General features: G+C 67.3%; 27 protein-coding genes and 1 pseudogene. 14 read left to right on the plus strand and 14 right to left on the minus strand.

Annotated features, from left to right (window positions below):
• Positions 1 to 73: 73 nt before the first annotated feature.
• From BSG17_RS01545 to BSG17_RS01550, 3 genes are all read left to right on the plus strand, one after another.
• The gene (locus BSG17_RS01545; RefSeq protein WP_089820703.1) at positions 74 to 1,144 is read left to right on the plus strand and encodes an archaeosine biosynthesis radical SAM protein RaSEA; all 1,071 of its coding nucleotides are present in this window, start codon (positions 74 to 76) and stop codon (positions 1,142 to 1,144) included.
• Positions 1,145 to 1,361: 217 nt separating this feature from the next.
• On the plus strand, positions 1,362 to 1,484 hold the full coding sequence (locus BSG17_RS28180; protein WP_280141148.1) for a hypothetical protein: 123 nt from the start codon (positions 1,362 to 1,364) through the stop codon (positions 1,482 to 1,484).
• Positions 1,485 to 1,665: 181 nt separating this feature from the next.
• The gene (locus tag BSG17_RS01550; protein WP_089820704.1) at positions 1,666 to 2,463 is read left to right on the plus strand and encodes a helix-turn-helix transcriptional regulator; all 798 of its coding nucleotides are present in this window, start codon (positions 1,666 to 1,668) and stop codon (positions 2,461 to 2,463) included.
• Positions 2,464 to 2,493: 30 nt separating this feature from the next.
• On the opposite strand, the gene purQ is transcribed toward BSG17_RS01550, so the two are convergent.
• From purQ to BSG17_RS01570, 4 genes are all read right to left on the minus strand, one after another.
• Entirely contained in the window at positions 2,494 to 3,174 is a 681-nt protein-coding gene (purQ, locus tag BSG17_RS01555) for a phosphoribosylformylglycinamidine synthase I (RefSeq protein WP_089821009.1), read from the minus strand.
• A 117-nt stretch (positions 3,175 to 3,291) separates the two neighbouring features.
• Positions 3,292 to 3,546, minus strand: a complete 255-nt coding sequence (gene purS, locus BSG17_RS01560) for a phosphoribosylformylglycinamidine synthase subunit PurS (RefSeq protein ID WP_089820705.1) — start codon at positions 3,544 to 3,546, stop codon at positions 3,292 to 3,294.
• Positions 3,547 to 3,621: 75 nt separating this feature from the next.
• Entirely contained in the window at positions 3,622 to 4,494 is an 873-nt protein-coding gene (locus BSG17_RS01565; protein ID WP_089820706.1) for a winged helix-turn-helix domain-containing protein, read from the minus strand.
• A 43-nt stretch (positions 4,495 to 4,537) separates the two neighbouring features.
• Positions 4,538 to 4,768, minus strand: coding sequence for a hypothetical protein (locus tag BSG17_RS01570; RefSeq protein ID WP_089820707.1), 231 nt, complete (start codon positions 4,766 to 4,768; stop codon positions 4,538 to 4,540).
• A 198-nt stretch (positions 4,769 to 4,966) separates the two neighbouring features.
• On the opposite strand from BSG17_RS01570, the gene BSG17_RS01575 reads away from it, so the two are divergent.
• Positions 4,967 to 5,992: a formyltetrahydrofolate deformylase gene (locus BSG17_RS01575; RefSeq protein WP_089820708.1), complete on the plus strand. Its 1,026-nt coding sequence runs from the start codon at positions 4,967 to 4,969 to the stop codon at positions 5,990 to 5,992.
• A gap of 107 nt (positions 5,993 to 6,099) precedes the next feature.
• The gene (locus tag BSG17_RS01580) at positions 6,100 to 6,327 is read left to right on the plus strand and encodes a hypothetical protein (RefSeq protein ID WP_089820709.1); all 228 of its coding nucleotides are present in this window, start codon (positions 6,100 to 6,102) and stop codon (positions 6,325 to 6,327) included.
• A 3-nt stretch (positions 6,328 to 6,330) separates the two neighbouring features.
• Here the strand turns inward: BSG17_RS01580 and BSG17_RS01585 are convergent, their stop codons facing one another.
• Both BSG17_RS01585 and BSG17_RS01590 read right to left on the minus strand, forming a co-directional pair.
• The gene (locus tag BSG17_RS01585) at positions 6,331 to 7,404 is read right to left on the minus strand and encodes a phosphoribosylaminoimidazolesuccinocarboxamide synthase (RefSeq protein WP_089820710.1); all 1,074 of its coding nucleotides are present in this window, start codon (positions 7,402 to 7,404) and stop codon (positions 6,331 to 6,333) included.
• 103 nt (positions 7,405 to 7,507) lie between these two features.
• The gene (locus tag BSG17_RS01590; RefSeq protein ID WP_089820711.1) at positions 7,508 to 9,187 is read right to left on the minus strand and encodes a bacterio-opsin activator domain-containing protein; all 1,680 of its coding nucleotides are present in this window, start codon (positions 9,185 to 9,187) and stop codon (positions 7,508 to 7,510) included.
• A 291-nt stretch (positions 9,188 to 9,478) separates the two neighbouring features.
• Between BSG17_RS01590 and BSG17_RS01595 the strand changes: the two genes are divergently transcribed.
• The 4 genes from BSG17_RS01595 (at position 9,479) to BSG17_RS01610 (ending at position 13,145) form a co-directional block, all read left to right on the plus strand.
• Complete coding sequence (locus BSG17_RS01595) at positions 9,479 to 9,811, plus strand: hypothetical protein (RefSeq protein WP_089820712.1); 333 nt, start codon at positions 9,479 to 9,481, stop codon at positions 9,809 to 9,811.
• Positions 9,812 to 9,862: 51 nt separating this feature from the next.
• Positions 9,863 to 10,846, plus strand: coding sequence for an LLM class flavin-dependent oxidoreductase (locus BSG17_RS01600; RefSeq protein WP_089820713.1), 984 nt, complete (start codon positions 9,863 to 9,865; stop codon positions 10,844 to 10,846).
• Between the two features lie 97 nt (positions 10,847 to 10,943).
• Positions 10,944 to 11,672 (plus strand): nucleoside phosphorylase, encoded by a 729-nt coding sequence (locus BSG17_RS01605; protein ID WP_089820714.1) that lies wholly within the window; start codon positions 10,944 to 10,946, stop codon positions 11,670 to 11,672.
• Positions 11,673 to 13,145, plus strand: a complete 1,473-nt coding sequence (locus BSG17_RS01610) for an HPP family protein (protein ID WP_089820715.1) — start codon at positions 11,673 to 11,675, stop codon at positions 13,143 to 13,145. It abuts the gene before it with no gap.
• A gap of 13 nt (positions 13,146 to 13,158) precedes the next feature.
• On the opposite strand, the gene BSG17_RS01615 is transcribed toward BSG17_RS01610, so the two are convergent.
• A complete protein-coding gene (locus tag BSG17_RS01615; RefSeq protein WP_089820716.1) occupies positions 13,159 to 14,331 on the minus strand; it encodes an NAD-binding protein in 1,173 nt (390 codons plus the stop codon).
• A gap of 97 nt (positions 14,332 to 14,428) precedes the next feature.
• Here BSG17_RS01615 and BSG17_RS01620 point away from each other — a divergent pair, with 97 nt between their 5' ends.
• Genes BSG17_RS01620 through BSG17_RS01630 form a run of 3 tightly spaced genes read left to right on the plus strand, consistent with a single transcriptional unit; the run spans position 14,429 to position 17,132 of the window.
• Positions 14,429 to 15,667, plus strand: coding sequence for a potassium channel family protein (locus tag BSG17_RS01620; RefSeq protein WP_089820717.1), 1,239 nt, complete (start codon positions 14,429 to 14,431; stop codon positions 15,665 to 15,667).
• The gene (locus BSG17_RS01625; protein ID WP_089820718.1) at positions 15,664 to 16,851 is read left to right on the plus strand and encodes a DUF8167 domain-containing protein; all 1,188 of its coding nucleotides are present in this window, start codon (positions 15,664 to 15,666) and stop codon (positions 16,849 to 16,851) included. The genes BSG17_RS01620 and BSG17_RS01625 overlap by 4 nt, the downstream gene beginning before the upstream one ends.
• A gap of 5 nt (positions 16,852 to 16,856) precedes the next feature.
• On the plus strand, positions 16,857 to 17,132 hold the full coding sequence (locus BSG17_RS01630) for a ubiquitin-like small modifier protein 1 (RefSeq protein WP_089820719.1): 276 nt from the start codon (positions 16,857 to 16,859) through the stop codon (positions 17,130 to 17,132).
• Positions 17,133 to 17,262: 130 nt separating this feature from the next.
• On the opposite strand, the pseudogene BSG17_RS01635 reads toward BSG17_RS01630, so the two are convergent.
• Together BSG17_RS01635 and BSG17_RS01640 are read right to left on the minus strand one after the other, a co-directional pair.
• A pseudogene (locus BSG17_RS01635) lies at positions 17,263 to 17,532 on the minus strand (hypothetical protein); the annotation flags it as partial.
• An 88-nt stretch (positions 17,533 to 17,620) separates the two neighbouring features.
• Positions 17,621 to 18,469, minus strand: coding sequence for a cytochrome B (locus BSG17_RS01640; protein WP_089820720.1), 849 nt, complete (start codon positions 18,467 to 18,469; stop codon positions 17,621 to 17,623).
• A gap of 443 nt (positions 18,470 to 18,912) precedes the next feature.
• Between BSG17_RS01640 and ppc the strand changes: the two genes are divergently transcribed.
• Positions 18,913 to 21,606, plus strand: a complete 2,694-nt coding sequence (gene ppc, locus BSG17_RS01645) for a phosphoenolpyruvate carboxylase (RefSeq protein WP_089821010.1) — start codon at positions 18,913 to 18,915, stop codon at positions 21,604 to 21,606.
• 61 nt (positions 21,607 to 21,667) lie between these two features.
• Here the strand turns inward: ppc and BSG17_RS01650 are convergent, their stop codons facing one another.
• A complete protein-coding gene (locus BSG17_RS01650) occupies positions 21,668 to 21,943 on the minus strand; it encodes a hypothetical protein (RefSeq protein WP_089821011.1) in 276 nt (91 codons plus the stop codon).
• A gap of 114 nt (positions 21,944 to 22,057) precedes the next feature.
• Positions 22,058 to 22,873, minus strand: coding sequence for an aldo/keto reductase (locus BSG17_RS01655; RefSeq protein ID WP_089820721.1), 816 nt, complete (start codon positions 22,871 to 22,873; stop codon positions 22,058 to 22,060).
• A 110-nt stretch (positions 22,874 to 22,983) separates the two neighbouring features.
• Between BSG17_RS01655 and BSG17_RS01660 the strand changes: the two genes are divergently transcribed.
• Positions 22,984 to 24,021 carry a saccharopine dehydrogenase family protein gene (locus BSG17_RS01660; RefSeq protein ID WP_089820722.1) on the plus strand — a complete coding sequence of 346 codons (1,038 nt, stop codon included), beginning with the start codon at positions 22,984 to 22,986 and terminating at the stop codon, positions 24,019 to 24,021.
• A gap of 34 nt (positions 24,022 to 24,055) precedes the next feature.
• Here the strand turns inward: BSG17_RS01660 and BSG17_RS01665 are convergent, their stop codons facing one another.
• The 3 genes from BSG17_RS01665 to BSG17_RS01675 form a co-directional block, all read right to left on the minus strand.
• Positions 24,056 to 24,835 carry a PHP domain-containing protein gene (locus BSG17_RS01665; RefSeq protein ID WP_170864684.1) on the minus strand — a complete coding sequence of 260 codons (780 nt, stop codon included), beginning with the start codon at positions 24,833 to 24,835 and terminating at the stop codon, positions 24,056 to 24,058.
• A 70-nt stretch (positions 24,836 to 24,905) separates the two neighbouring features.
• The gene (locus BSG17_RS01670) at positions 24,906 to 25,700 is read right to left on the minus strand and encodes a DUF2182 domain-containing protein (protein ID WP_089820723.1); all 795 of its coding nucleotides are present in this window, start codon (positions 25,698 to 25,700) and stop codon (positions 24,906 to 24,908) included.
• 22 nt (positions 25,701 to 25,722) lie between these two features.
• On the minus strand, positions 25,723 to 26,334 hold the full coding sequence (locus BSG17_RS01675; RefSeq protein ID WP_089820724.1) for a DUF1326 domain-containing protein: 612 nt from the start codon (positions 26,332 to 26,334) through the stop codon (positions 25,723 to 25,725).
• Positions 26,335 to 26,448: the final 114 nt, after the last annotated feature.

The raw sequence follows: 26,448 nt of genomic DNA on the forward strand, positions 1-26,448 counted from the left end.
CGTGATTGTGACACACGCCGAGACGTCTGCCGAGACGAAGGCGCTTTACCCGCCGACCGGATAGCCACCCTCAATGAGCAAGCCGAGTCCCGAAGTGTACGAACAGGGGCGCGGGATGGACGCGCACAACAAGGTGATGCGCGACATCCGAGCGAAGAAGGACAAGACGTACGACCCGCACGAACCCACCCGCGTCTGGCTGGACGAAGACAACACGCCCGACGGCGTCTACCAGTCGTTGACCATCATCCTCAACACCGGCGGCTGTCGGTGGGCGCGCGCCGGTGGCTGTACGATGTGCGGCTACGTCTCCGAATCAGTCGAGGGGGGGAGCGTCACCCACGAGCAGCTGATGGATCAGATCGAGGTCTGTCTCGACCACGAGGAGGAGAACGCAGAGAAGAAGGCGGGACTCATCAAGATCTACACCTCGGGGAGCTTCCTCGACGAGCGCGAGGTCGGTGCGGAGAGTCGCCGGGCCATCGCCGAGACGTTCGGCGACCGCGACCGCATCGTCGTCGAGTCGCTGCCGGACTTCGTCAGCGAGGAGAAGTTGGCGGACTTCACGTCGCAGGGGCTGAAGACGGACGTCGCCGTCGGTCTGGAGACCGCCACGGACCGCGTGCGGAAGGACTGCGTGAACAAGTACTTCGCCTTCGAGGACTTCGTCGCCGCGAGCGAAGAGGCGGAGGCCGCCGGGGCGGGCATCAAGGCGTACCTGCTGATGAAACCGCCGTTCCTCTCGGAACCGGAGGCCGTCGAGGACATGAAGCGCTCGATCCGCCGCTGTGCAGAGTACGCACACACGGTGTCGATGAACCCGTGTAACGTCCAGCGGTACACGATGGTCGACGACCTGTTCTTCCGCGGCGGCTACCGCCCGCCGTGGCTCTGGTCGGTCGCGGAGGTGCTGGAAGACACTGCCGACGTCGACGCCATCGTCGTCTCCGACCCCGTCGGTCACGGCTCCGAGCGCGGTCCCCACAACTGCGGAGAGTGCGACGACCTCGTCCAGAAGGCGATCAAGGACTTCGACCTCCGGCAGGACCCGAGCGTGTTCGAGCAGGTCTCCTGCGAGTGCGAGGCGACGTGGGAGTTCGTGATGAGCGAGGAGAGCAGTTTCAGCGCGCCGCTGACCCGATAGAGAGCGGTAGGGGGCGACTACCGCCTCTCCCGTCTGTCCGTGGTCGTCTCACGCCTCCGTCGCCGAGCGGGTAGGCCGTCACTACCGTCGGCGTGTCAGTTCGACACACACCGCGTCGGAACGGAAGGCAGCGAGTAGTGACGAGGGATGCCGACGTAGAGCAGCGTAGACACGGTCGGCGGACACGAGCGTCGTGCCGGTCGTGTCGACAGACCCCATGACGCAGAACACGACTCGGTGCAAGGCGATCTACTGTTCCGGCGGGTGGCTCGAACTCCGAGAGGAGGAGAACCCGGAGGGGTGGATCGCGACCGACACGCCGTACGACGTCACCGTGTGACCCTCCGAAACGACGGTGCTTGGCCCGCCCTCCAACCTCGCTGTGAGCGCGTCCGTCACGCTCGACAGCCCTCGAACCCGCTGAAACGGAGCTGAACCGCCGAAGCGAGTCACCTAGACTCGCATGTCAGTAGCTAGATTGATGTAGCTAGAAGACATTATCCAACGACAGAGGATCGTAGATGACATGGCAGGAGGACGGACGAGAGGCCGAAGCGGTGAGACTCGTCACGAAACGGCTTGACTTTCTCGAACGGCTCGCCGCGGCGCCGCTGAGTAAACGCCGACTCGTCGACGAACTGCCGTACTCGCGGTCGACCGTCGACCGGGCCGTCCGAGACCTCCAGATCGCCGGGTTGATCGACCAGACCGAAGACGGCTACGTGACGACGCTCTCCGGACGAATGAGCGCCGAACAGTACCGACAGTTCATCCGGACGACACACGACACCGTCGCGGTACAGGACCTCCTCGAGGAGCTACCGCTGGACACGCCGATCGACGGTCGGGCGTTCCGCGGAGCGACCGTCCACCGCGCCGACGACGTCGCCCCATACGAGGTGATTGAGCGTCTTGTCGAGAGTCTCGAGGGGGCCGACCGACTGCGGGCGCTGTCGGACGGACTCCCCCACCCCCAGTATCTCGACGCCGTCGTCGAACGCGTCAAGACCGAGAACCTGACGGTCGCGGGCATCCTCTCGCAGTCGCTCTGGCGAGCGTTCGTCGATCACCACACCGACGACGTCGAGACCATGCTCGAGGTGGGCATCGATCTCCGCGTCGGCGACGTGCCGCCGTTCAGCCTCCACCTCGTCGAGTACGATCGGAAGACGACCGTGCAGCTACTCGTCTACGGCGACACCGGCGCGATCCGGGGGATCGTCACGAACGAGACGGCCGACGCGGTCGAATGGGCGACCGACCTCTTCGAGCGTGCGAGCGAGGATGCGACACCACCCGACGAGATCGACGAGAGCTGAAAACAGCGGGCGACGACGCGGGGCGTTCGGCTACTCGCCGTCGAACCCGCGGAGCACGCCCTGGCCGTCGGTGCCACCGACGTCCGGGAGCGTCGCGCGTTCGGGGTGGGGCATCAACACGGCGACCGTGTCGCGTTTGCCGAGGATACCCGCGACGTTGCCGGTCGACCCGTTCGGGTTCGCCTCGTCGGTGACGTTCCCCTCCGCGTCGCAGTAGCGGAAGAGCACGCGGTCCTCGGCGACGAGTCGCTCGTATCGCTCGGCGGTGATCTCGAAGCGTCCCTCGCCGTGTGCGATGGGGATCTCGACGACGTCGCCCTCGTCGTAGGCGCGGGTCCACGGCGTGTCGGCGTTCTCCACGCGGAGGAAGACGTGTTCACACTGGAAGCGAGCGCTCTCGTTCGTCGTGAAGACGCCGTCGGTCAGACCGGACTCACAGCCGATCTGCGCGCCGTTACAGACGCCGAGGACGGGGACGCCCTCGTCGGCGGCTTCGCGGACCTCCGCCATGACGGGCGAGCGGGCGGCCATCGCGCCGGCGCGAAGGTAGTCTCCGTAAGAGAACCCACCGGGGATCAGGATCCCGCTGGCGTCCTCCGGGAGGCCGTCCTCGTGCCAGACGCGCTCGGCGTCGATGCCGAGGTGGGCGAGCGCGCGGACGGCGTCGCGGTCACAGTTCGACCCGCCAAACTGGATGACTGCGACTGTCACGCGAGCCACCTCCGGTGGCGAGCGTGAGCAGAGAGCGACTGTGTCGCGAGTGAGGTCACAGTGACCACCTCGTGTGGTCACGACCGAGAGTCGGAGTCGTAGATGCTGCGATCGTCATTACTCGGCTTCCTCGACCTCGACCTCGTAGTCGTGGATGGTCGGGTTCGCCAGCAGGCGTTCGGCCATCTCACTCGCGCGGTCCTCTGCCGCGCCGGCGTCGGCCGCCTCGAGATCGATCTCGTAGCGGTCGGTCGCTCGTAACCCCTGGAGTTCGAACCCGAGTCGGTCGAGCGCGCGCTTCGTCGTCTCCGCTTCCGGGTCGAGGACGCCGCGCTTCAGGCGGACGGTCACCGTCGCGGTGTAGGCGGTCATCGGTCGACGGTGCGTGGTCATGCATCATAGGACTTTTGGATGGCCGCTGTTATACACATTCATGTAACACTCCGCTCAGGCAGTCCGAGAGTCGCGAACTTCGACGACGGAGAACGTGTCGTCGACGACGAGACTCAGCGTGTCCTCGCCGAGCGTGATGTCGACGCGCGCCCGGAGCGGATCGCGCGACTCGGTGACGGCAGCCCCGCGGCGAGCCCAATCGAGTGACCACGTCTGTACCGTCCGGAGGTCGACGTCGTGGTCGTAGTGGAAGCCGACGACTGCGGGGTGGTTGAGGAGGGCGGAGCCGAGCGCGAGCGAGACGACTTCCGGACAGCGCTGGCAGGTGTACTTGACGCGGGGTTCGTCGACACGGCCGAGATGTTCGTCCTCGCAATCGACGAGCACCTCGGGAACGATACGGCCCGAACAGCTGATGCAGAACCCGCGTTCCGCTTGTTCGACGAGCGCGCGCATCCACTGTTCGAAGACGTGTGGAATCTCCTCCCGGTCGTAACCCTCGACGACGCCCGGTGGGACACCCGCCGACGAGAGCTGTTCCTCGCAGTCGACGCAGGCGACAGTCAGCCGTTCGTCCTCGTAGGTGAGTCGAACCGTCCCCGCGCACTCCGGGCAGACCACGTCGAGGTCGATCGGGTCGATGGTACCCGAACTCGTGTACGTGCCGGCGAGCATGGCGCCGACGATCTGCCACCCCGCCAGGGTGAGTTCGTAGCCGTCGTCCGTCTTGCGGACGAACCGGCCGACGAGCTTGCCGAGGTGGTAGTTGAACTTCCCGCTGTCGCGCTCGCCGACGCGTTCGCGGAGCGTCGAGAACGAGAGTGGGGTGTACGGGTCCTCGAACAGCGCTTGGAGGATCTGCATCCGAATCTCGTTGCCGAGGAGCGCGAACACTTCCTCCGGGGGGGCCGTCGTGTCGACTGTCATGCAGGACGTACGCGAGCGGGTGTAATAACCGATGCGCGCCGGTTCAGGCGACGAGCGCGACGACCCGGACCACACCGAATGCGAAACCGACGAGCGACGCGAGTGCGAGGAACCAGACGCCGAGCAGCGAGAGCACGCTCACGGCGGCGGCGAACTGACCGACGCCGCCGACAGCGGCGACGAGAGCGACCAGCAGCGTCGACACGAGTATTGCTTCGACGTTCGGACGACGGTTCGGGTCGACGGGACCAGGGGAGTCGGCGTATGCGTTCATCTCTGTTCGTCCTCCCGGACATCGCCGTCGGAGATATAGTTCAGCAGAACGTCAGTTCTGTCGTCCGGTCGACCGAACGCCGTTTCTGTCTGTTTTCGGATCGCTTCGCGTGCGAATCATGTAGCAAACGACAGCGGTTTATCCCTCCCTCTACTCCAGCAGAGATATGTCCAGGCTCGAACAGCCGGAGGTGATGGCATGACGCGCGAACTAACCGAGATTACGGTCATCGGAGGGGACAAGACTGGAATCGTCGCGGAGGTCACCAGCCTGCTGTTCGAGCGCGGAATCAACATCGAGGACATCGACCAGGCCGTCCGGGAGGGACTCTTCCGGATGACGATGCACGTCGACACCGCCGAGATGGTGTGTACGGAGGGGACGCTCAAGGACGCCCTCTCGGAGCTCGCCGACGATCTCGGCGTCGAGATTCAGGTGCGGTTCCCTGCCGACCGCGAGACGAAACAGATCGCCGTCCTCGTCACGAAGGAGTCACACTGCCTCGAAGCGCTGTTCGAGGCGTGGGCGAACGGCGACCTCGGTGCGGACATCGGCGTCGTCATCGGCAACCACGACCATCTGGAGCCGCTGGCCGACCACTACGGCGTGCCGTTCCACGACGTCGGCGACGAGAAGGGGTCGCCGGACGAAGACCAGTTGCTCGAACTCCTCGAAGAGTACGACGTCGACCTCATCGTCCTGGCGCGATACATCCGCATCCTCGGCCCGAACGTCGTCTTCCGGTACGAGGACCGCATCATCAACGTCCACCCCTCGCTGCTGCCGTCGTTCCCCGGCGCGGCCGCCTATCGGCAGGCGATCGAGGAGGGCGTCCGCGTCACGGGCGTCACCGCCCACTACGTGACGACGGATCTCGACCAGGGGCCGATCATCACCCAGCGGGCGCTCGACGTCCCCGACGGTATCGAACGCGACGAACTCAAACAGCGCGGCCAACCGCTGGAGGCCGAGGCGCTGCTGGAGGCGGTGCAACTCCACCTCAACGGCGACGTGACCGTTCACCGCGGCCGCACGAACCTGCGCGACGACACCGGCCCGGGACAGTACCAACTCGGTCTGTCGCAAGCGGCGATCGACGCGACGCCGGACCGTCCCATCGACGGGAAGGGAGACGTGCTTCGGGGCGACGACCCCGAAGTCGAGGCGTCGGACGAAGACGACGGCGACGAGCAGGTCGAAGAGGCGGTCCCCGTCGACGACTGACCGGCGGCGACTTCTCTCGGTCGGCGTCGCGGTATCAGACGGTGACGAGTGTCGACTGCGGACTCGTCGTCGACAGTTAGTTGTCGCTTCGACGAAAACGACGAGCCGTGTCGCCCTCCCCACGCGTTCGACGGTCGCTCACCAGCATCGGAATCGGACTGTATCTCGTCTGGATCGGCGCGACCGTCCTCCTCGTCGGAGCGCAACTCGGTGTACTCCCGCGGTTCGACGTCGTTCATCAGACCGTCGTCGCCGGCGCTTTCGTGCTCACGGCGCTCGGGACACTACAACTGGCGAAGAAGGGCGTCGAGAAGACCAGAACGTACGTCGAGTGACGACTACAGGTCGCGGACCGCGTCGACGGCGTCGTCGATCGCGGGCGCGTCGAACCACTCGTCTTCGGTGTAGGCGTTCGCGCCGGCGGCGTAGAGGTTCGAGACGGCGGCGACGACCGAGTCGGGCAGCGGCTCGGGGTCGACCTCGCAGAGTTCGCGCCAGTCGGCGACGTCGTCGTAGTCGGCGACGTCGACCTTGGCCGCGGCGACGGCGTCGACCCACTCGGGGTGTTCGCGCTTGTAGTATTGGCGGACGACCTCCTTGGACACCTGCTGACCGTCGTAGCTGAAGCGGTTCTCGTCGAACGTGCCGACCACGTCGGCGACCTTGATCGTCCCGTCGTGGTAGCAACACTCGATCTTTCCGTCCTCGTGGACGAACCCCGTCCGCTCGGCGCGGTCGGTGACGATGTGGTTGACCGCGAGCGCGAGTTCCTCGAGTCGGTCGACGGAGGCGGGACCCGAGAGCTCGTCGGCCTCCTCGCGACTCAGATAGCGATCCTGCTCCTCGAACTTCGTCGAGAACTCGACGACGGGAGCGGGGAGATCGACCGGCTCGTCCGGCCACTCGTCGGCGTCGAGCCCGTAGTCGGCCGGAGAGCCGCGCTTCCGGAGGCTGGAGCCGACGGGGACCGTATTGCGGAAGACGATCTCCAGCGGGATCAGGTAGTTGTTGCCGATCTCCTCGTAGAAGGCGTCGTAGTCGTAGCCGCCGTCGACGTAGCGGAGGTTCGGCACCTGCACGAGGTCGATGGCCATCTCCGTGGGCGCGCTGCGGCACTCGCCGAGGTCTTTCACCTCGCCGTCTCGCGGCGGTCCGCCGTTCGACTTGGTCGAGGCGGTACTCGCCTCGCCGTCTTCCACCACGCCGCGGTAGTGCGTCGGGATGTGGTTGAAGTCGAGCAGTTCGAAGTTGAACGCCCCCATCGTACAGAGCGACGCCCCCTTCCCCGGTATCTGGTCGGGCATCGTCCCCCAGTCGAACACCGAGTAGTCGTCGGTGAAGACGAAACTGCCGCGGCCGAGCGAGTCGGCGGTCGGTTCCTCCTCGATCCGGAACTCCTTCACGCTGGTCATGGTTCGAGTGCCGTGGCGAACGACTAAGAGCTTTTCACTCGTATGCCTATCTCGAGGGTCTCTGTGACAAAACTATCCACAGTCATGTATAAGTAGTGAACTCCTACGGTTCGCCGACGTCGAGATACGCCTCGACGAGTTCGTGCTGTGCGCGTCTGAGGTGGTAGTGCAGCGTCGCCGAGGAGATCCCCATGATCGCGGCGATCTCCTCGGCGGTGCTGCCGCGGGGCCACTCGAAGTAGCCCGCGAGGTAGGCCGCTTCGAGCGCGGCCCGTTGGCGCTCCGTCAGTCGATTCGAGAGGCGATGCCGGAACTCCATCGTCGGCTGTGGCGGCCGGTCCCGTTCGCGTTTGCCGACCACCCTCGACTCGGGGTACGCCGACCGGAACGCGTCGACGACCGACCGGACGTGTTCGCCTTTCGCGACGTCGACGACGACGGTCGACACGCCGTCTTCGGCGACGGCCGAGCGCACGTACGCGCCGGTCTCGAGGAGACGCTTCGACCCCGAGACGGCGACGGTGACCGCCAGGAGAGCGGTCGTTTCGTCGGCGGTCACGAGGCACACGGCCTCGACCTCGTCGTGGGACTCCACACACGCGAGCGCCGTCTCGGGTGAAACACCCACCACGCGCACGTACTGGACGACTCGATCTTCGGCGGCGACCACCTGTCCGTCGAGGTGGCAGACGCAGTCACATCGGCTCGACAGGTCGACGAGGAACGACGACGGGTCGGTCGAGCGGAGCTCCAGTTCGACGATCGAGTCGGCGAACAGCAGTTGACGGGTGCGGACCGCGTTCGACGCGAGGCCGACGGTTCGGCCCAGGAGGTCGAACGTCGCCCGTTCCCGCTCGCCGAACGCTTCGGGCGTCGTCGCGTAGACGACCAGCACGCCGTACGCCGTCTCGCCGAACGACAGCGGCACCGCGACGACGGCGAGGACGTCGTGGGCGACCGCGACGGACCGTACTGCCTCGGGGATGTCGGGATTCGTCGGAACGTCCGAGACCGCGATGCACCGATCGGCCCCGAACGCCTCGACGGCCGGGTGGACGAAGCCGGCGTCGGTCGCTGCCTGGGCCATCGCTTCGTGGACGCCGTCGTCGCCGGCGACCGCCCGGAGTGTGAACTCCCGGTCGTCGACCGTCGGTTCCCCCACGGCGGCGAACCGATAGCGTCCCGAGTCGACGAGTCGCCGACAGAGCGTCCGCTCGAGACGGTCGCGACTCGGCAGGTCGACGACCTGCCGGACGAGCCCGCGTAAGAGACAGTCGAGGTGGTCCGCCGCCAGTTCGTCGCGTTCGCGACGGTGCGTGGTCTCTCGGAGCTCTCGCGGCCGACGACGCGTCGGGTCGCGACGGCGCGTCCCCTCGGTCGCCTCGGCCACCACCATCGTGAACCCACACAGCTCCTCGTCGTCGACGACGACTGTCACCGCGATCTCCGCCCGGAACCGCGACCCGTCGACACGAACCTGCCACCGGGTCGACTCGGCGTGACCCTCGATTTCAGCCTTCGCGAGCAGTCGTCGAGGGACGCCGTCGGCGACGTCCTCCGGCGTGTAGAACGCCGAGACGAGTCTCCCGAGGATCTCGTCCGACCGGTATCCCAGCAGACGGCGGGCGTCGTCGTTCCACGTGAGCACGCCGCCGGTCGACGTCACGAAGAGACTGGCGTAAGGGAGTCGCTCGTCGCCGTCGTCGGCCGCGAGTGCGTCGGTGGACAGCGGCTCACGCTCGTGTACACGTCCGCGCGTCCCCGAGCGCCCGTCTGAGGGCATGAGTCGATTCGAATACGGGCCGAGCCGACTTGTGCTCTCCGCCCGCTGTAGACCCGACGAGCGCTACTATCACGTCGGGAGACAGTCTGCCCGCTCGGAACGATTCTAGCCATCTAGGCCGCTGATTATTGGGGTGGACCGCCCAAACAAACAGTACTCCCGAGCTAGATGTTCGCAGACAGGGAGGGGGAGATGAGATGGATACGATACGATACGACGTTGGTCTGAACTGGTGGGATAGCGTTCGAGACGTACCGGCAGTCGGCGGCGACCACCTGGTGGGGTGGTCGCATGGATGACGTCGACGTGACGAGCAGCGCCCTCCGAGACGGGTCGACGACCGCCGACGGCGACCCCGACGCCGAGACCGACGCTCGATCGTCGACCCGGACGCAGTCGGTCGAGCTCACGATGTCCGAGTGGCGTCTCCTCCGCTGTGCGCTCCAGCACGCGACGACGGCCCTCAGCGATCAGGACGTCGGCGCCCGCGTCCTCGGCGACCGCCTCCACAGTCTCGACGGACGACTCGACGAGCAACTGAGCGACGGCCGAGCGAACGACGACCGGTCCGACGACGACCGACTCGGGCGGACACCGGCGTCGTCGCCCGGCGACCCCCGCTGACGCCCGTCCATCGGCCGTGGTATTTATCCTCACGTTGTGAGCATTCAGCACATGGCACACGGCGTACTACTTCCGAACGTGACCGACGTCGTCGAGCCCGCCTTCGCGGCACAGGTGGAGTCGCTCGGCTACGACACCGTCTGGACGGGCGAACTGTGGGGAACCGAGGCGTTCGTCAACCTCTCGCACGTCGGTCACCACACCGACGACGTCGGCCTCGGGACGGCCATCGTCAACGTCTTCTCGCGGTCGCCGGCGGTGCTCGCGTCGGCCGCCGCGACGCTCCAGTCGACGACCGACCGACAGGTGCGCCTCGGCGTCGGCGCGAGTACGCCGAAGGCGGTCGAGGACCTCCACGGGGCCGACTACGACCGCCCGGTCCGCCGCATCCACGAGACGGTCGAGCTCGTGAAGGCGTACACCTCGGGCGACGACGAGCGCGTCGACTACGACGGCGAACTGTTCGACGTCGCGGACTTCCCGCCGCTCGACGCCGACGTCCCCGTCTACGTCGCCGCGCTCGGGCCGGCGAACCGGCGGGCGACCGGCCACGTCGCCGACGGCTGGCTCCCGCACAACGTCCCCTTCTCGCGGCTGTCGGAGGCGTTCGAGGTGGTCGCCGACGCGGCCCGCGAGGCCGGCCGCGACCCCGACGAGATCTCGGTCGCCCCGTACGTCCCCTCGGCCGTCGGCGACGACTCGGAGAAAGCCCGGTCGGCGGTGCGCGGCCACCTCGCCTACTACGTCGGCAGCGGCGAGGGCTATCGGAAGGCGGTCGCGCAGGCGTTCCCCGAGGCGGCCGAGACCGTGGCCGACGCGTGGCGCGAGGGGGACCGTGGCGCGGCCCGCGACGCCGTCACCGACGAGATGGTCGCCGAGTTGGGCGTCGCCGGCACGCCCGAGGAGGCCCGCGAGCAGTTCCGGGACGTCGCCGCCTTGGAGACGGTCGACGAACCCATCGTCGTCGTCCCCGCACAGGCCGACGAGGAACTGGCGACGCGGACGGTCGAGGAGCTGTCGCCGTCGCGGCTGTGAGCGTCGAGTGCGGGTTTCCGCTGTAGGCCTCGAACGGGCCCGGCGGACCACACTCGACAATCGCGCCATTTTTGCCACCACCGCATCATCCGCCAGTATGGCAAAACAGCCCCATCTGCTCGTCGAGGAGGGTGACGTCGAAGACATCGCACTCGTCCCCGGCGACCCGGGTCGCGTCGACCGCATCGCCAACCAGTGTGAGAACGTCGAGGAGGTCGCCGCCAACCGCGAGTACAAGGTCGTCAACGCCGAGTACGACGGCGTCCCGCTGACCATCTGCTCGACCGGCATCGGCTGTCCGTCGGCCGCCATCGCCGTCGAGGAACTCTCGCGCGTCGGCGTCGAGACGTTCGTCCGCGTCGGCACCATCGGCGCGCTACAGGAGCACGTCGAGATCGGCGACATGATCGTCGCGACCGGCGCGGCCAAGGAGGAGGGGACCTCCAAGCGCTACGAGTCGCCCGTCTACCCGGCCGTCCCGGACTACGACGTGCTCTCGGCGCTGGTCGACTCTGCTGAAGCCAACGACGAGGACGTCCACGTCGGCCCCATCGTCTCCGACGACGCGTTCTACAACGAGGACGACGCGTACGTCGAGGACTGGAACGAGGCCGGCCTGCTCGCCGTCGAGATGGAGGCGGCTACCGTCTTCTCGCTGGCCCGCCGAAAGGGGCTGCGCGCCGGTGCCATCTGCACCGTCGACGGCAACCTCGTGAAGGGGACCCAGAAGGGTGCCGACAGCGACGAGGAACTGCCGGAGAAGGCGAAGAACAACGTCGAGCGCGCCATCGCGCTCACGCTCGACGCCGTGACGACGCTCGCGTAGATGCGCGACCGAGTTCGCGCGCGCCTCGTCGCCGTCGGTCGTCGAGTGCGACGGATAGAGCGCCGCGAACTCGCCGAGTTCGGTCGCTGGATCGAGAACACGGACAACCTCATCCACCTCACCATCCTGCTTTTCGTCCCGATGGTGCTCGCGCTGGTGACGCTGATCTCGAACGCGACGACGGAGCTCTCCTTCCTCCTGTTCCCGCCGCTGGCGTCCGGCGCGTACACGCTGTTTGCGGACCCGGAGGGGCGGTACGCCTCGCCGACGAAGTTCGTCGTCGGCCTCACGGTCGGCGCGCTCTGTGGGTGGGCCGCGCTCTCGACGTTCGCGACGCTGTACGGCGTGAGCATCACCGATCTCGGACTCAGACCGGAGAGCGCGGCGCTCTCGATCTTCCTGACCGGAGCGGTGACGTGGGCGCTCGACGTCGAGGAACCCGCGGCGTTCTCGACGGCGCTGCTCGTCCTCGTCACCGAGCAGGCGAGTCCCTCGCAGTACGTCACGACGGTCGTCCTCGGCAGTCTCATCGTCGCCGTCTCCTTCGCCGTCTGGCGCGACGAGTTCTACGAGGAGCGCGCCCACTACCTGTACGGGACCACCTACGGCGACGATCACGTCCTCGTCCCGATGCGGGGTGAGACCGCCGAGACGACGGCGCTGTTCGGAGCCCGCCTCGCGGCCGCCCACGAGGCCGGGAAGGTGGTGCTCCTCGACGTCGTCGACGACGACCGCATCGCGGCCGCCGAGCGCGCCGTCCTCGAGGGGGACGACTCGTCGGGACCGACCGACGTCGACGACGTCGAGACGGACGGGAGCGACGTCGCCGACGAGGCAGCGCAGCGGGCGGCCGCCGAGTCGGCCTCGCGACTCGAGGCGTACGCGGCGACCATCCGCACCCGCGTCGGCGTCCCGTGTGAGGTGGTCGTCGCCAGCGGCGACCCCGAGCGAGCGACCGTCGAGACCGCCCGGACGACGAACTGCGATCTCGTCGTTACGCCGTACGAGGAAGTCCGGGGGTCGCTGTCACCGTTCGTCCGGAGCCTCTTCAGTGGCCCGTACGACGCCATCGCCTTCCGGTCGACGACCGGTACCCAGCGGTGGAAGCGTATCCTCGTCACCGTCTCTCGACCGGGCGACTCCGCACACGCGATGCTCGACTTCGCGTCGCGACTGGCGGGGCGCTCCGGCAACGTCAGCGTCTGTACCTGTATCAGCGACGAGGTCGAACGACGGCCCGCCGAGACGCAGCTGGCGAACCTCGTCGAGACGATCGACTGCCCCGTCGAGACCAGAGTCGCCCGGAGCGACGTCCGAGACTTCATCCAGTCGAACGCCGGGGCGTACGACCTCGTCGTCCTCGGGTCGAGCGGCGACCGCAGCGCCGCCTCGCGGTTCGTCGCGCCGCCGACGTTCGAGCGACTGCGGGAGGTCGACTGCGACGTCGCAGTCGTCGACCGCGGGAGCGTATGAGTCGTCTCGGATCTCAGCGTCGGTCGGGGTCCTCGCCCGCGAGGCGGTTTGCGATGGCCTCCGAGTCCTCGCTTCCGAGCGCCGAGTCGACGAGGAGGTGGCCGCCGATGGTGGCGGGGCTGATCACCGTGTCCGCGCCGGCGCGCCGCATCTTGTTCACGTTCTCGCGGTGGGTCGCGGCTGCGACGATGCGAACTTCGGGGTTGAGTTGGCGGGCGGTGAGGATGGCGAGTGCGTCCTGTGCGTCCTCGTTGGTGGCGACGACGACAGCGCGGGCGCGCGAGATCTTCGCACGCCGCAGCACGTCTTCGTCGCTGGGGTCGCCCGTGAGGACGCTGTAGCCGCGGTCCGAGAGGAGGCGTGCCCGCTCGGACTCGAGTGTGACGATGAGAAACTCCGCTCTCTCGTCGAGTTCTTCGAGGATCGGTTCGGTCAGCTCCCCGTAGCCGAGCACGAGGATGTGGTCGTCGAGCAGGTCGAGCTGTGATTCGGTCATCTTTCCGAGTGCTTTCGACAGGCGGGCTTCGATCGCGGGCGTGAGCAGCACACCGAGTGCGACCGCGAAGGCGGCGACGTTGACCAGCAGCACTGAGATGGCAAACAGTGCCGCTCTGTCGGTCGCGGGCGTGATGTCGCCGTAGCCGACGGTGCTGCCGGTGACGATGGTGTACCAGTAGGCGTCGGTCAGCGACTGGACGTTGTTGAACTCCTCGCGGAGCGCGTAGGTGCCGGCGGTGCCGTACAGTTGGGCACCGACGAGCGAGACGACAGCGGCCAGCTGCGTGGTCGTGAGATCGAGATCGCGGGTGAACCGTCCGCGGTTCAGCAGGACGACCGGCAGCGACACCGTCGAGAGCACGACGAGCGGGAAGGAGTAGACGCTGGCCTGCAGCAGTCCCTGGGCGGCAGTGACGGGCAGCAGAACGACCGTCGACGTCCACGCCGCTCGGAGTCCGCTGCGGAGGCCGAGCGCGCTCCCGAGCATGAGAAACCCCGTGAGTGCGCCAGTGAAGCCGACCGTCTGTTGGACGAGTTCGGGCACGTACTGGACGAGCGGTCCGCTCGGCGTCGACGAGATGTTCGCGATGCCCGTCGCGACCGAGAGCACGGCGACGGCGAACGTCAGCACCATCGACGCGCGCGCACCGACCCACTCGCGGTCCACCTCGACTCCCCGCAGTGCCATATCGGTCCTCAGACGCCGTCTGGATATAAAGCCTCACGGCTCTGTCGCCGACCCGTCCAGCGGTACTGGTTTAGTCTAGCGGCGAGAGATGCCCCGCATGGCCGCACTTCCGGTCGAGATCGTCTACGGAATCTATCTCGGCATCCTCGCAGGCATCATCCCCGCACTCATCGCGGGGGCGCTCGGCTTTGTGTTCAAGTACTTCACGGACGTCTCTATCCCCGGGTTCGGTGTCGTCGTCCTCGCACTCGCCATCGCGGGGGTCAACGGCGGTCTCTTGGCGCTGAACGACAAGGCGATCACGCAGGCAGAGCACAACGTCGCCATCGTCGTCGCCATCATCGTCGTGCTGATGCTCACTCTCTACGCGCACGCACAAGGGGACAAACTCGGCGAGCAACTGCCGAAGCGCATCACGCTGAAGAAGATCACGGAGCGCACGCTCTCGACGGACGTGGTCGAGCTCGTCGGCGGACGCGGACAGGTCCGGGTCACCGTCGCTGGCGAGGTGGCGGACGTCGAGGGCTACCCGCCGATGCCGACCGAGTTGCGGGCAGAGCTGCAGGACGGCGAGTGGACGTTCCCCGCCGACGTCCCGCTGACCGAACTCGAGACGCGGCTGGCCGACCGTCTGCGGAACGACCACGACCTCGCAGAGGTGTCGGTCCGTCTCGACGAGCGAGCGCGGGCGACCATCGCCGCCGCACCGCCGGTCGGCGGACTCTCGAAGCGCGTCCCCGCCGGCAAGCGCGCCGTCTCGGTCGACACGCTCGTCCCGACGGGGGTGGCCCGCGGCGACGTCGTCGATCTCGTCACCCCCGAGGAGACCGTCACCGGGACGGTGCTGAGTGTGAAATCGACGGAGAAGAAGGCGAAGAACGCCAAGGACGAACCGGGCGAGTCGGGTGTCGCGACCGACGGCGGCACCGACGACGCCACCACCGAACCGCCCGAGCCGCTGGCGACGACCGCCGGTGGCGAGGGACGAGTGACGGTCGTCGTCGACCGACCGGCGGCGAAGACGGTTCTCGCGGCCCCGGCGACGCAGGTCGTCGTCCAGGCACGCGGCACGCGCCGCGAGTTCGAACTCACGACGCTGCTTCGGCGCGGGGGACGTCGGTTCCGCCGCGTCTCGGTGAAGGCCGGTGGGCTGCTCGACGGCATCACCATCGGAGAGGCGAGCGTCCGCGACACGTACGACGTGGGTGTCCTGGCGGTCAGACACGACACGTGGCAGTTCGCCCCTCCGGAGTCGACGGAGCTGAGCGCCGGAGACGAACTGTTCGTCGTCGGGACGCGCGGGGCGCTCGACGCCTTCGCGGAGGTGGCCGCGTGAGCCTCCCGCTGCAGAGCGGGCTTCCAGTCGGGCAGCTGCTCGCGGGTGCTGCCGGCGTCGTCGCGGACCTGCTCGGCTACGCCCTCGCCGCGGCGGTCGCCGCGGGCGTGGTCTCGCTGGTCTTCCGGTGGTACTTCAAGGAGCAGGCGTCGAAGGGCGTCGCCGCGCTCGTCGGCGTCGCCGCCGTGGCGGCGCTCCTGAACGCCGAGAAACTCACCGGCGTCATCGACCCCACCACCGCGGCGGTGCTGTTCGACCTCGACGAGGTGCTCACGAACGTCGCGGCCATCGCCGTCGCCGTCGCAGCCTCCGTCGCCGGATGGCGGGTCGGGGACGCCGCTGCGACGAACGTCTTCGCCGTCACGGGCGTCAAGGGACTCGAAGGCGAGGTGAGCAGGGTCGTCCGCTCCGTCGGCCGCGTCACGGCCGTCACGCTGCCCGCGGAGGTCGGCGATATGGACGAACACGACGCGGTCTCCGAGGAGAAGAAGACCGAGATAGCCGGCAAGACGCTGCTGTTCCCGCGGCGGTTGACCGTCGAAGAACTCCGCGACCGACTGGTGTCCCGACTGAAGGACGACTACGGCGTCGGCTACGTCGACGTGGAGGTGACCGAGAAGGGGACGGTGGGGTATCTCGCGGTCGGCAGTCGCATGACGGGCATCGGCCCGACGCTCACGCCCGGAGCGGCCGCCGTCGCCGTCGAGGCCGACCCGGCCACGAGCGCCAGCCCGGGCGACGTCGTGCAGGTGTGGACCGACGCCGACTCGCCGGAGCGGGTCGTCACCGCGGAGTTACGTGCCACCAGCGACGACGTGGCCACGCTCGCGGTCGACGCCGCGGACGCGACGAAACTCGACACCGGCCGGTCGTACCGACTGATGACGCTCCCGTCGGAGCCACAGACCGACCGCGAGTTCGCCTCGTTGCTCCGGGCGGCCGCCGAGACGATGGGCGTCGTGACCGTCCAGGAGGGAAGTACGCTCACCGAACGGACCGTCGGCGACCTCGACCAGACCGTCACCGCCGTCCGGTCAGCAGCGGGCTCGATCGAAGCGCTTCCGCCGGGAAGTCGGTCGTTCGCGGTCGGTGACGTCCTCTACGTCGTCGCCCGACCCGAGGGGCTGCGGAGACTGGAGACGGCGGCACAGGCGCAACCCTCTTCACCCGCCGTCGGGGAGTGAGTGACATGGAGTGGAAGCTGTTTGCGGACCTCGCAGAACTCGCAGGAGACCGGCACGTCTCGGTCGCCGTCGACGACGACGCGACCGTCGGCGACGCCCTCGACTCGCTGTTGGCGGCACATCCTGCGCTCGCCGACCGCGTGCTCGACGACGACGGCGACCTCAGAGACCACATCAACGTCCTCCGGAACGGGGAGAACGTGTTCTCCGAGGACGGGCTGGCAACGACGCTCGAGACGGGCGACGAACTCGCGCTGTTCCCGCCGGTCAGCGGGGGCTAACCTCTCACGCGCCGTCGGTGCCGTCTCTCGGCGGTCCGTCGGTGTCGACGCCGACGTCGCCATCGGACTCGGCGCCCGTCTCGGCGTCAGTTCTCGCGGCGTCGCCCGCCTCGGCCGAGAACTGCGAGGTCTCCTCGACCTGCGAGGCGAGCGTCACCGCGTCCGCGGCGACCGTCTCGTAGTCGAGGCCGGACTCGCTGGCGACGATGCGGAGATGCGTCGCGAGCAACGAGAGCGCCTGCAACCCCTCCTGTTCGTCGTCCGCCCCGTCGGTTCGGTAGGAGAACGTGGTGTCGACCTCCTCGCCGTCGCGGACGACGCCGACGTGGAAGGCGGTGACGGCGTCGTCGTCGAGCATCGCGCGTGCGGCGTCGAGTTCGGTCCGGAACGTGTCGTCCATAGCCGACGCTACCGGCCGAGAGACAGAAAAGACACCGGACGACGCGGGAGACCGAGGGGGGAGAGAGAAGACGGAGGCGGTGTAGGTGTTACTCCTCCGGGCGCGGACGGGCGACGAACAGCGTCTCGGTGATGGTGAACGGGTCGTACACCGACTGGTGACACTGACAGTAGACGTCGTTCTCGGCGTTGAACTTCGCGGCGTCGGCGGCCTGTTTGTAGCCGGGGACACAGCAGAAGTGCGTACACTTGTTCAGCCAGGCGATGAACCCCTGCGAGGTCGACGCCTTCAGCCACGGGTCGTCCTGTGCGGCCTGCTGGATGCGCTCGCTGCGGACGACCTGGATCGGGATCGTGTCCTCGGAGTCCTGCGAGCGCCACGTGCCGGACGCCGGTTTGCCGACGCCGGAGTCGCCGATGCCGTTGCCCCACGACTTGTAGTCGGAGAAGTCGTCGACGTGGAGTCTGTCGCCCTCACTGTAGGCGTCCTGCTGCCAGGTGTACGCCGGGTTGGCACCAGAGACGAAGTAGTTGTCACTCTCGTAGTCCGGCTGAATCCCCTGGTAGGACTCGACACCACAGTACTGGAACCACTCCGAGGAGTACGTGACGTCGCTACCGTTGAAGTTCTCGGTCTCGGCGACCTGGAACGTGACCCCACCCTCGGTGATCTCCTGGACCTCGGGCCAGACGCCCTTGAGGTAGCCCTCGGAGTCGATCTCGATGGGAATCTGCGGCATCCCCCGCGGCGCGGGTCCGGCGGTGTTCTCAATGGCCATCGCCTGCGTCGACCCACCGCCAGCCCCCGAGGACGTGGTCGCGCTGTTGACAGTGACTGCGCCGGTCGTCCCGACGCCAGCGAGTGCCGCGCCCCCGACGACGCCCTTGACGAACCGTCGCCGACCGGACTCGGTCGGGTACTTGTCGTCGTTGCTCATGGCTGACCCTTAGTGTGGCTGGTAAAAAGAGTGACGAAGTGAGCGGTCGTCACCGGGACGAGATTCCCTGTCAGCGGAACGCTCGCCCGGGTATTTTCCGCTCCACGGAGCGCCGCTACTCCGCTCGGGAGTGGGACGGAGCGGTATATAGGGCACTTAGCGAGCTATTTGTCGGCGGCGGCGAACCTTTCTTGTGGCGTCAGACGGTAGCCCGTAGAGCCACCTACCCGTCGCGCCACCGCAGCCTGTCGCCCACGAAGTGCCGCCGTGTGCGTCCGTCGGTCGCGACGCTTCCCCACCCCCCTCGTCGCGGCCGCCCTCCTCGCGACGTCGCCACCCAAGTCGAAAGCACAACGAACGTTGATTAACGATTTACTCGCTCCTAAGGCAATTTTTCGAGTCGAATCGTGCCCTTTTATCACATGGCAACGGTAGTCATCATCATGAAGCTCCACAACCGGAACGTCAGACAGGACGTCCGCGAACTGGGGGCGCTTCTGGGCAACGTGCTCGAAGCCCAGACCTCGACGGCGGATTTCGAGACTGTCGAGGACCTGCGGACGGCGGCGATCGCCTACCGCGACGGCTCCGCTCCCAGCCGACAACCGCTTCGTGACGTCGTCGAATCGCTTCAACCGGAACGCGAGAGCGTGGTCGCTCGCGCGTTCACCACCTACTTCGAGCTCATCAACCTCGCCGAGGAGCGCGAACGGGTCCGCGCCGTCCGCAAGAGTTCACAGGACGGGACGCTCGAGGACAGCCTCGACGAGACGATCGCCGAACTGGCGGACGGCGACGCCGACAGCGAGACCGTCCAGCAGGTGCTCGACGACGTGCTCATCGAACCGACGTTCACCGCCCACCCGACGGAGGCGCGTCGGAAGACGGTGAAGGCGAAACTCCGTTCTATCGCCGACGACCTCGAGACGCTCGACGAGCGGCGGATGACCGACCGCGAGGAGGGACATATCTGGACCCGCGTCGACGCCGAGGTGACGAGCCTCTGGCAGACCCCACAGGTCCGGAACCGTCGACCCGAACCGACAGACGAGGCGCGGAACGTCCAGTGGTACCTCGAGAACACGCTGTTCGACGTCGTCGGCGAGGTGTACAGCGAACTGGAGGAGATCGTCTCCGAGGAGTACCCCGACGTCGACGTCCCCAAACTGTTCGAGTTCCGGTCGTGGGCCGGCAGCGACCGCGACGGCAACCCGTTCGTCACGCCCGAAGTGACGACCGAGACGCTGGAACGCCAGCGGTCGGTCGTGCTTGGGAAGTACCGGGTCGCGCTGAAGCGACTCTCCGGCGTCCTGAGTCAGGACGGCAGTCGCATCGAGACGGGGAACTCGTTCGCCGAGTCGCTGGCGGACGACCGCGAGCAACTGCCGGCCGTCGCTGAGGAGACCGAGGAACGTTACCCCGACGAACCGTACCGCCAGAAGCTGAAACTGATGCGCGATCGTCTCGACCGCGTCGAGGATGTCCGTCCCGGCGGCTACGAGAGCCACGAGGAACTCATCGACGACCTCGAGACGATCGCGGCGAGTCTCGAGCGCAACGGCGCGGCGAAGGTCGCCGACGCGTTCGTCGAACCCCTGATCCGGCAGGTCGACACGTTCGCCTTCTCGCTGGCGAGTCTCGACCTGCGGGACCACCGCGAGATGCACACCGCAGCCATCCACGAGGCGCTGGAGCAGGAGGGCTTCGACTACCGCAACCTCGACGAGGACGAGCGGGTCGAGCTGCTGACCGACGCTGTCCTGCAGGACGAACCCGTCCTCGACCTCGAGTCGCCGGGTGACGTCTCCGAGGAGACCGAGCGCGTCCTCACGCGGTTCGCGAAGCTCGCCGACTGGCAGCGCGAGTACGGTGCAGAGGCGATCGACACCTACGCCATCTCGATGACCGAGGAGCCGAGCCACGTCCTCGAGGTGCTGTTCCTCGCCGACCAGGCGGGCGTCGTCTCGCTGCCGGACCACTGCGGGCTCGACATCGTCCCCCTCCTGGAGACCGAGTCGGCGCTCAACGGTGCCCGACGCATCATGGGGACGTTGTTCGAGAACGAGGCCTACGCACAGGTGCTCGAGGCCCGAAACGGCGTTCAGGAGATCATGCTGGGCTACTCCGACTCCAACAAGGAGAACGGCGTGCTCGCCGCCAACTGGGACCTCTACAAGAACCAGCGCCGCCTCGCCGACATCACCGACGACCACGACGTGACGATGCGACTGTTCCACGGTCGCGGCGGCTCGATCTCCCGCGGCGGCGGACCGATGAACCAGGCGATGCTCGCACTACCGAACGAGACGGTGACGGGACAGATCAAGTTCACCGAGCAGGGCGAGGCCATCGCCGAGAAGTACGCAAACCGCCGCATCGCCGAGCGCAACCTCGAACAGATGTTGGACGCGCAGATCCGCGCCCGACACAACGCCATGCTCGAACCGACCGAGGACGTCCCCGACGCCTGGGTCGACGCGATGGACACGATGGCACAGGCCGCACGCGAGGAGTACCGCGACCTCCTCGAGACAGAGGGATTCGTCTCCTACTTCGAGCAGGCGACGCCCATCACGGTCATCGAGGAACTCAACCTCGGGTCGCGACCCGCCTCGCGGAGCGGCGAGCGCACCGTCGAGGACCTCCGGGCGATCCCGTGGGTGTTCTCGTGGACGCAGTCGCGCTGCATCCTCCCCGGCTGGTACTCGCTGGCCTCGGGGATGCAGGCGTACCTCGACGACGGCGGCGACCGCGAGACGCTGAAGGAGATGTACGAGTCGTGGCCGTTCTTCCGGACGACGCTCGACAACGCCGCGCTGTCGCTGGCGCGGACCGACCTCGAGATCGCCGCGGAGTACGCGAACCTCGCCGACGAGGACCTCCGCGAACGGTTCTTCACTCGCGTCTCCGAGGAGTACGAGGACGGCGTCGAGCTGGTGCTCGACGTCTCGGACCGCAACCGCCTACTGAAGCGCGACTGGCTGGGCGACAGCCTGCGGCGGCGGAACCCCTACGTCGATCCGCTGAACCTGCTGCAGACGCATCTGCTCGCACAGACGCACCGGACGCCGTCGGAGGAGAAGACACTCCGTCTGACGGTGAAAGGGATCGCCGCGGGGATGAAAAACACCGGATAAGCCGCGTTAGAGCGGAAACACGCTCTCGTCCGGCCGACCGGTGGAGTGATGTCGGCAGTCCTCAGTCACGGCGTCGTCGTCGCCATCGACGTGCCCGCGCCCGTCCAGTCTGTCGGACTTCGCTGATGGCGAAGAGGAGCCCCGAGAGGAACAGCAGTTCGTTGCCGGTGTAGACGTCGACGACGGGGTCGACGAGGTCGAAGAAGGCGGGTGGTGCCGCGAGTCCGAAGAACGCCAACGCGAGCGCGGCGAACGCCGCGAAGCCGGCGAACCAGCGGGTGACGGTACCGCTCACGTAGCCGACGACGAAGACGAAGAGCGCTTCGAGGAGCGTCATCGCCACCTCTCGGTTAGGCGTTCGAGCGGCGACGCAGTCGACGGTGGTGGGCTGAGAAGGGACACGTCGAGTCGATCTAGCCTCTCACGGCCGAAAACGGTGTCGTGTTCTGGCTCAGACCTGGTTCCAGGGCGCTTCCTCGAAGTCGACGATGCGCTCTCGCTCGCCGATGTCGTCGATTGCGGCGAGGTCGTCCTCGGAGAGGGTGATATCGAGCGCGCCGAAGTTGTCGCGGATGTGTTCTTCGCCCGTCGCCTTCGGGATGGCCGCGACGTTGTCCTTCGCGAGGAGCCACGCCAGCGACACCTGGTACGGCGAGGCGTCGTGTCGCTCGGCGATCTCTTGGATCGTCTCGTCGTCGGCGACCTTCCCGCGGGCGACCGGCGAGTAGGCGACGAGGGTGTGATCGTGTTCCTGTGCGTAGGAGACGAGTTCGCGCTGCGGCAGCAGCGGATGCATCTCGACCTGGTGGGCAAAGAGGGGGGCGTCGAGAACCTCGCGGGCCTCGTCCAACTGGTCCGGCCGGAAGTTCGAGAGGCCGACGTGGTCGATCAGCCCCTCGTCGACGAGTTCGTCGAGGGCGGGCAGCGTCTCCTCCGGCACGTAGTCGTCGGTCGGCCAGTGGACGTACATGAGGTCCACGTAGTCGAGGCCGAGGCGGTCGAGGCTCTCCTTCGTCGTCTCGACGACGTCGTCGCGGCCGGTGTTGTCGGTGTCGAGCTTCGTCGCGACGAAGAGGTCTTGGCGTTCGGCGTCCGTCTCGTCGATCGCCTGGGCGATTCCCTCGCCGACGTACTCCTCGTTGTCGTACATCTGCGCCGTGTCGACGTGGCGATACCCCATCTCGATGGCCGTCTTCACGCTCTCGATACACTGCTCTCGGTCGGTGTTCTTGTACGTCCCCAGTCCGAGTCGTGGCATCTCGTCCATGCCGCTCCCTTCTCGGGGCAGGCTTTGAAGTGCTGTGGCCGCGGCAGGAATCTGCGGTAGTGACGACTGAGACCGGCAGGGTTTACCGAGTCCCCCCGGACACCTCCACCATGTCGGAGGTTCTCATCTACGGTTCGTACGGCTACACCGGCGACCGGATCGCTCGCGAGGCGGTCGACCGCGGCTGGAACCCGATCCTCGCGGGGCGAACCGCCGAGAAAGTGACCGCTCAGACCGACGAACTCGGCTGTCGGGCCCGCATCTTCGACGTCGACGACGCCGCCGACCGCCTCCGCGACGTCGACCTCGTGCTCAACTGTGCCGGGCCGTTCTCCCAGACGGCCGCGCCGCTCGCGCAGGCGTGTCTGGAGACGGAGACGCACTACCTCGACATCACCGGCGAGATCGGCGTGTTCACCCGGCTGAACGGGATGGACGAGGCCGCCGCCGACGCGGACGTGACGCTCATGCCCGGCGTCGGCTTCGACGTCGTCCCGACGGACTGTCTCGCGGCGCATCTCCACGAGCGACTCCCGTCGGCGACGACGCTCTCGCTCGGCTTCGACGCCGTCGGGTCGTTCTCGCCGGGGACGCTGAAGACGGCCGTCGAGGGACTCGGCCAGGGCTGTGTCGTCCGACGCGAGGGCCACCTCAAACAGGTGCCCGCCGCCTGGAAGACCCGAAGCGTCGACTTCGGCCGCGGGACGAAGAAGGCGACCACCGTCCCGTGGGGGGACGTCGCCACCGCCTACTACACGACCGAGATTCCGAACGTCGAGGTGTACGCCGCACTCCCGCGCGTCGCCCGGACGCTCCTGAAAGCCGAGCGGAGCGTCGGCGGAATACTCGAGGGCGACCGCGTGCAGTCGACGCTGAAGTGGCTGGTCGACCGCACCGTCGAGGGACCGGACGACGAGGAACTCGAGGAGGGGTTCGTCTGGGTCTGGGGCGAGGCCGTCGACGGCTACGACTCGGCGGTCAGCCGACTCCGGACGCCGCACACCTACAAGCTGACCGTCGAGACGGCGCTCTTGGCGAGCGAGCGCGTCCTCGACGGCGACGCCCCGGTCGGCTACCAGACGCCGGGCGGCGCGTTCGGTGCCGACTTCGTCCTCGACGTCGAAGGCGTCAGACGCGTCGACGACTGACGGCGCACTGCCGACTCGCTGTCCGACGACTCTCCTACTCGACGACCCGAACCGGGTCGCGACCGGACTCCTCGAAGAACTCGGTCAGCACCGGCGTACACTCCCGGAGCGCCTCGGGGTCGTGTGAGTCCGATCCGACGGTGAACGCGACGTCGTGTGCGTCGAGCACTTCGCGGAACGACGGCGCGGGGTGGAACTCCCCGTACTCTCGCAGGACGCGCCCGCCGTTGATCTCGGGGACCGTCCGCGAGTCGGCGAACGCTGCGGCGACACGCTCGTAGTGGTCCTCGGTCGCGTACCCCCGGAGGACGGGGTTGCGCTCCAGTAGGTCGACGTGGGCGGCGATCTCGAACAGCTCCGAGTCGACGAGCGAGACGAGGGTGTCGTAGTAGGCGTCGACGAGCGCCTCCCGTTCGGACTCGTCTTTCTCCGCGAAGTAGCTCTCGACGTGGACGTTCACGTCTTCGAGGTGGTGGACGCTGCCGACGGCGTAGTCGAAGTCGGCCGCGTCGAGGAAGTCGGCGATGGCGGCCTCGTCGCGCGGGTCGTAGTCCATCTCGACGGCGTCGAAGATGGTGACGTCGAAGTTCTCCTGCAGGGAGTCGATCGCCTCGCGCCGCCGCTCGTAGGTCTCGTCGAGGTTGAACCCGAGGTGGCGTTTCGCCCGTTGCATCGACTCGCGCGCGGAGACGTTGCAGTGGTCGGCGAAGCCGACGCCGTCCAACCCCGCCTCCTCGGCCGCGCGGGCCATCCGAAAGAGGAAGCGCCCGTCGGAGTAGTTCGAGTGGACGTGGTAGTCGTAGGCGTGGGACACGACTGATTCTCTGCCACGCTGGAAGATAGTGGTTTCTGTCTCGAGAGAGACAACTGCTCGGCGGTCGGGTTCAGAGCGCGAGCGCGACGAGTGCGACGCCGGCGACGCCCGCGGCGACGCCGATACCGCGGGCGAGTCGCTCGCCCCAACTGACCACCCGTTCGAGCGAGAGCAGCACCGTGACGAGCGCCATCCACAGGAGGTTCATCGACCCGACGACGACCATCAACGCGAACAGCGCCCAGCAGCATCCGACGCAGAACGTGCTGAACGCCCAACTGGTCCGCACGGCCCCGCGAACTCCCGGTCGGTGGTGGCTCACGAGGAAGCCCAGCGGGGAGCGACAGTACCGAAGACACCGACGTTTGTACGGCGAGAGCTGATAGCCCGAGAGGAGCAGTAGCGTCCCACCCCAGAGAAGTCCGGTGTGGTCGGTCGAGAGGGACGCGATCGGGGCGACCGCGTTGACCAGAAGCGGCACCACGCCCGTCAGCGTCCACACGAGCGTGTACGTCCCGACGAACGCACCGACTCGCGTGGCTTTCTCCCGTCTCGAGGTGCCGTCGAGCGTCCGGTAGTAGAGCCGAAAGAGCGGGACCGACGAGGGGTACATCATCGCGACCATCATCACGCCCCACATGAGGAGATAGAGGACGACGCCGACGAGACCGTTCGAGAGCGCCATCGCCTCCGGGATGCCGGGGTCCGACATCTGCATCGACGCCCCCGCGTCGCCACCCGGCATCGGAAGCCAGCGGCTGACGAGGGCGACCCACGCCGAGAGTGCGATCAGATAGGTCGCGAGTGCGACGACCGGGACGTCGGCGACGGGCCACCGGTCACCGAACGAGTCTGGAGTCGACATGTCGGACGCTCTCCCGGACCGCTCAGCCGTTGGCGAGCGCGAAGTCGCCGAAGAACGCGTTGTTCTCGGAGACGTCCCACGCGTACTCGTCGTCGTAGGCGACGGTGGCGGTGGTCGACTTGCCCGTGTTCATCTCGTGGTCGGCCGTGAGCGGGTGCGGAGAGACCGTACCGAGCTCCTCGTTGAAGCCGTGTTTCCCCACGCCCGCCACAGAGACGACGTCGCCGACTACGACCGAGAACTCCGTCCCGTCCCGCTCGAACTCGAAGGGGGCGGTCACGACCTCCGACCGTTCGACGTGGACGTCGGCGACGGCACCGAAGATGCCGCCGGCCCGTCCGAGATAGATATCTTCGAGTGCGGCCCGCTGGTCGTCGTCGGCCGCGTCGTCGACGACGACGACGACGTTCCAGGCGGTGTCCGGCGCGAACATCACTCCCTCCTCGGTGCGGACGAGCATCGCCGCGTGAAGCCCCGAGAGGTCGACGTCGCCGTACTGTCCGTCCTCGATGTGCCAGGCGAGCGAGGCCGTACAGACGTCGTCGTCGGGTGGCTCCATCCAGAGACACTGACAGGCTACGTCGCAGTTACACGCCTCCACGAAATCCCCCTCGAGAGTCCAGCGTTGTGTCACGATCGAACACCAGACGTATGTCAACCTCTGTCACGATAAACGTATCAATCGGCTGGTTTTGCCGTATCTCGGTCGTACCGCAGTGTGTCTCGCGGCGACACTCCCTCGCTTCGG

Origin of the sequence: Halogranum amylolyticum (genome assembly GCF_900110465.1) — an archaeon.
In the GTDB taxonomy this organism is placed as follows: Archaea; Halobacteriota; Halobacteria; order Halobacteriales; family Haloferacaceae; genus Halogranum; species Halogranum amylolyticum.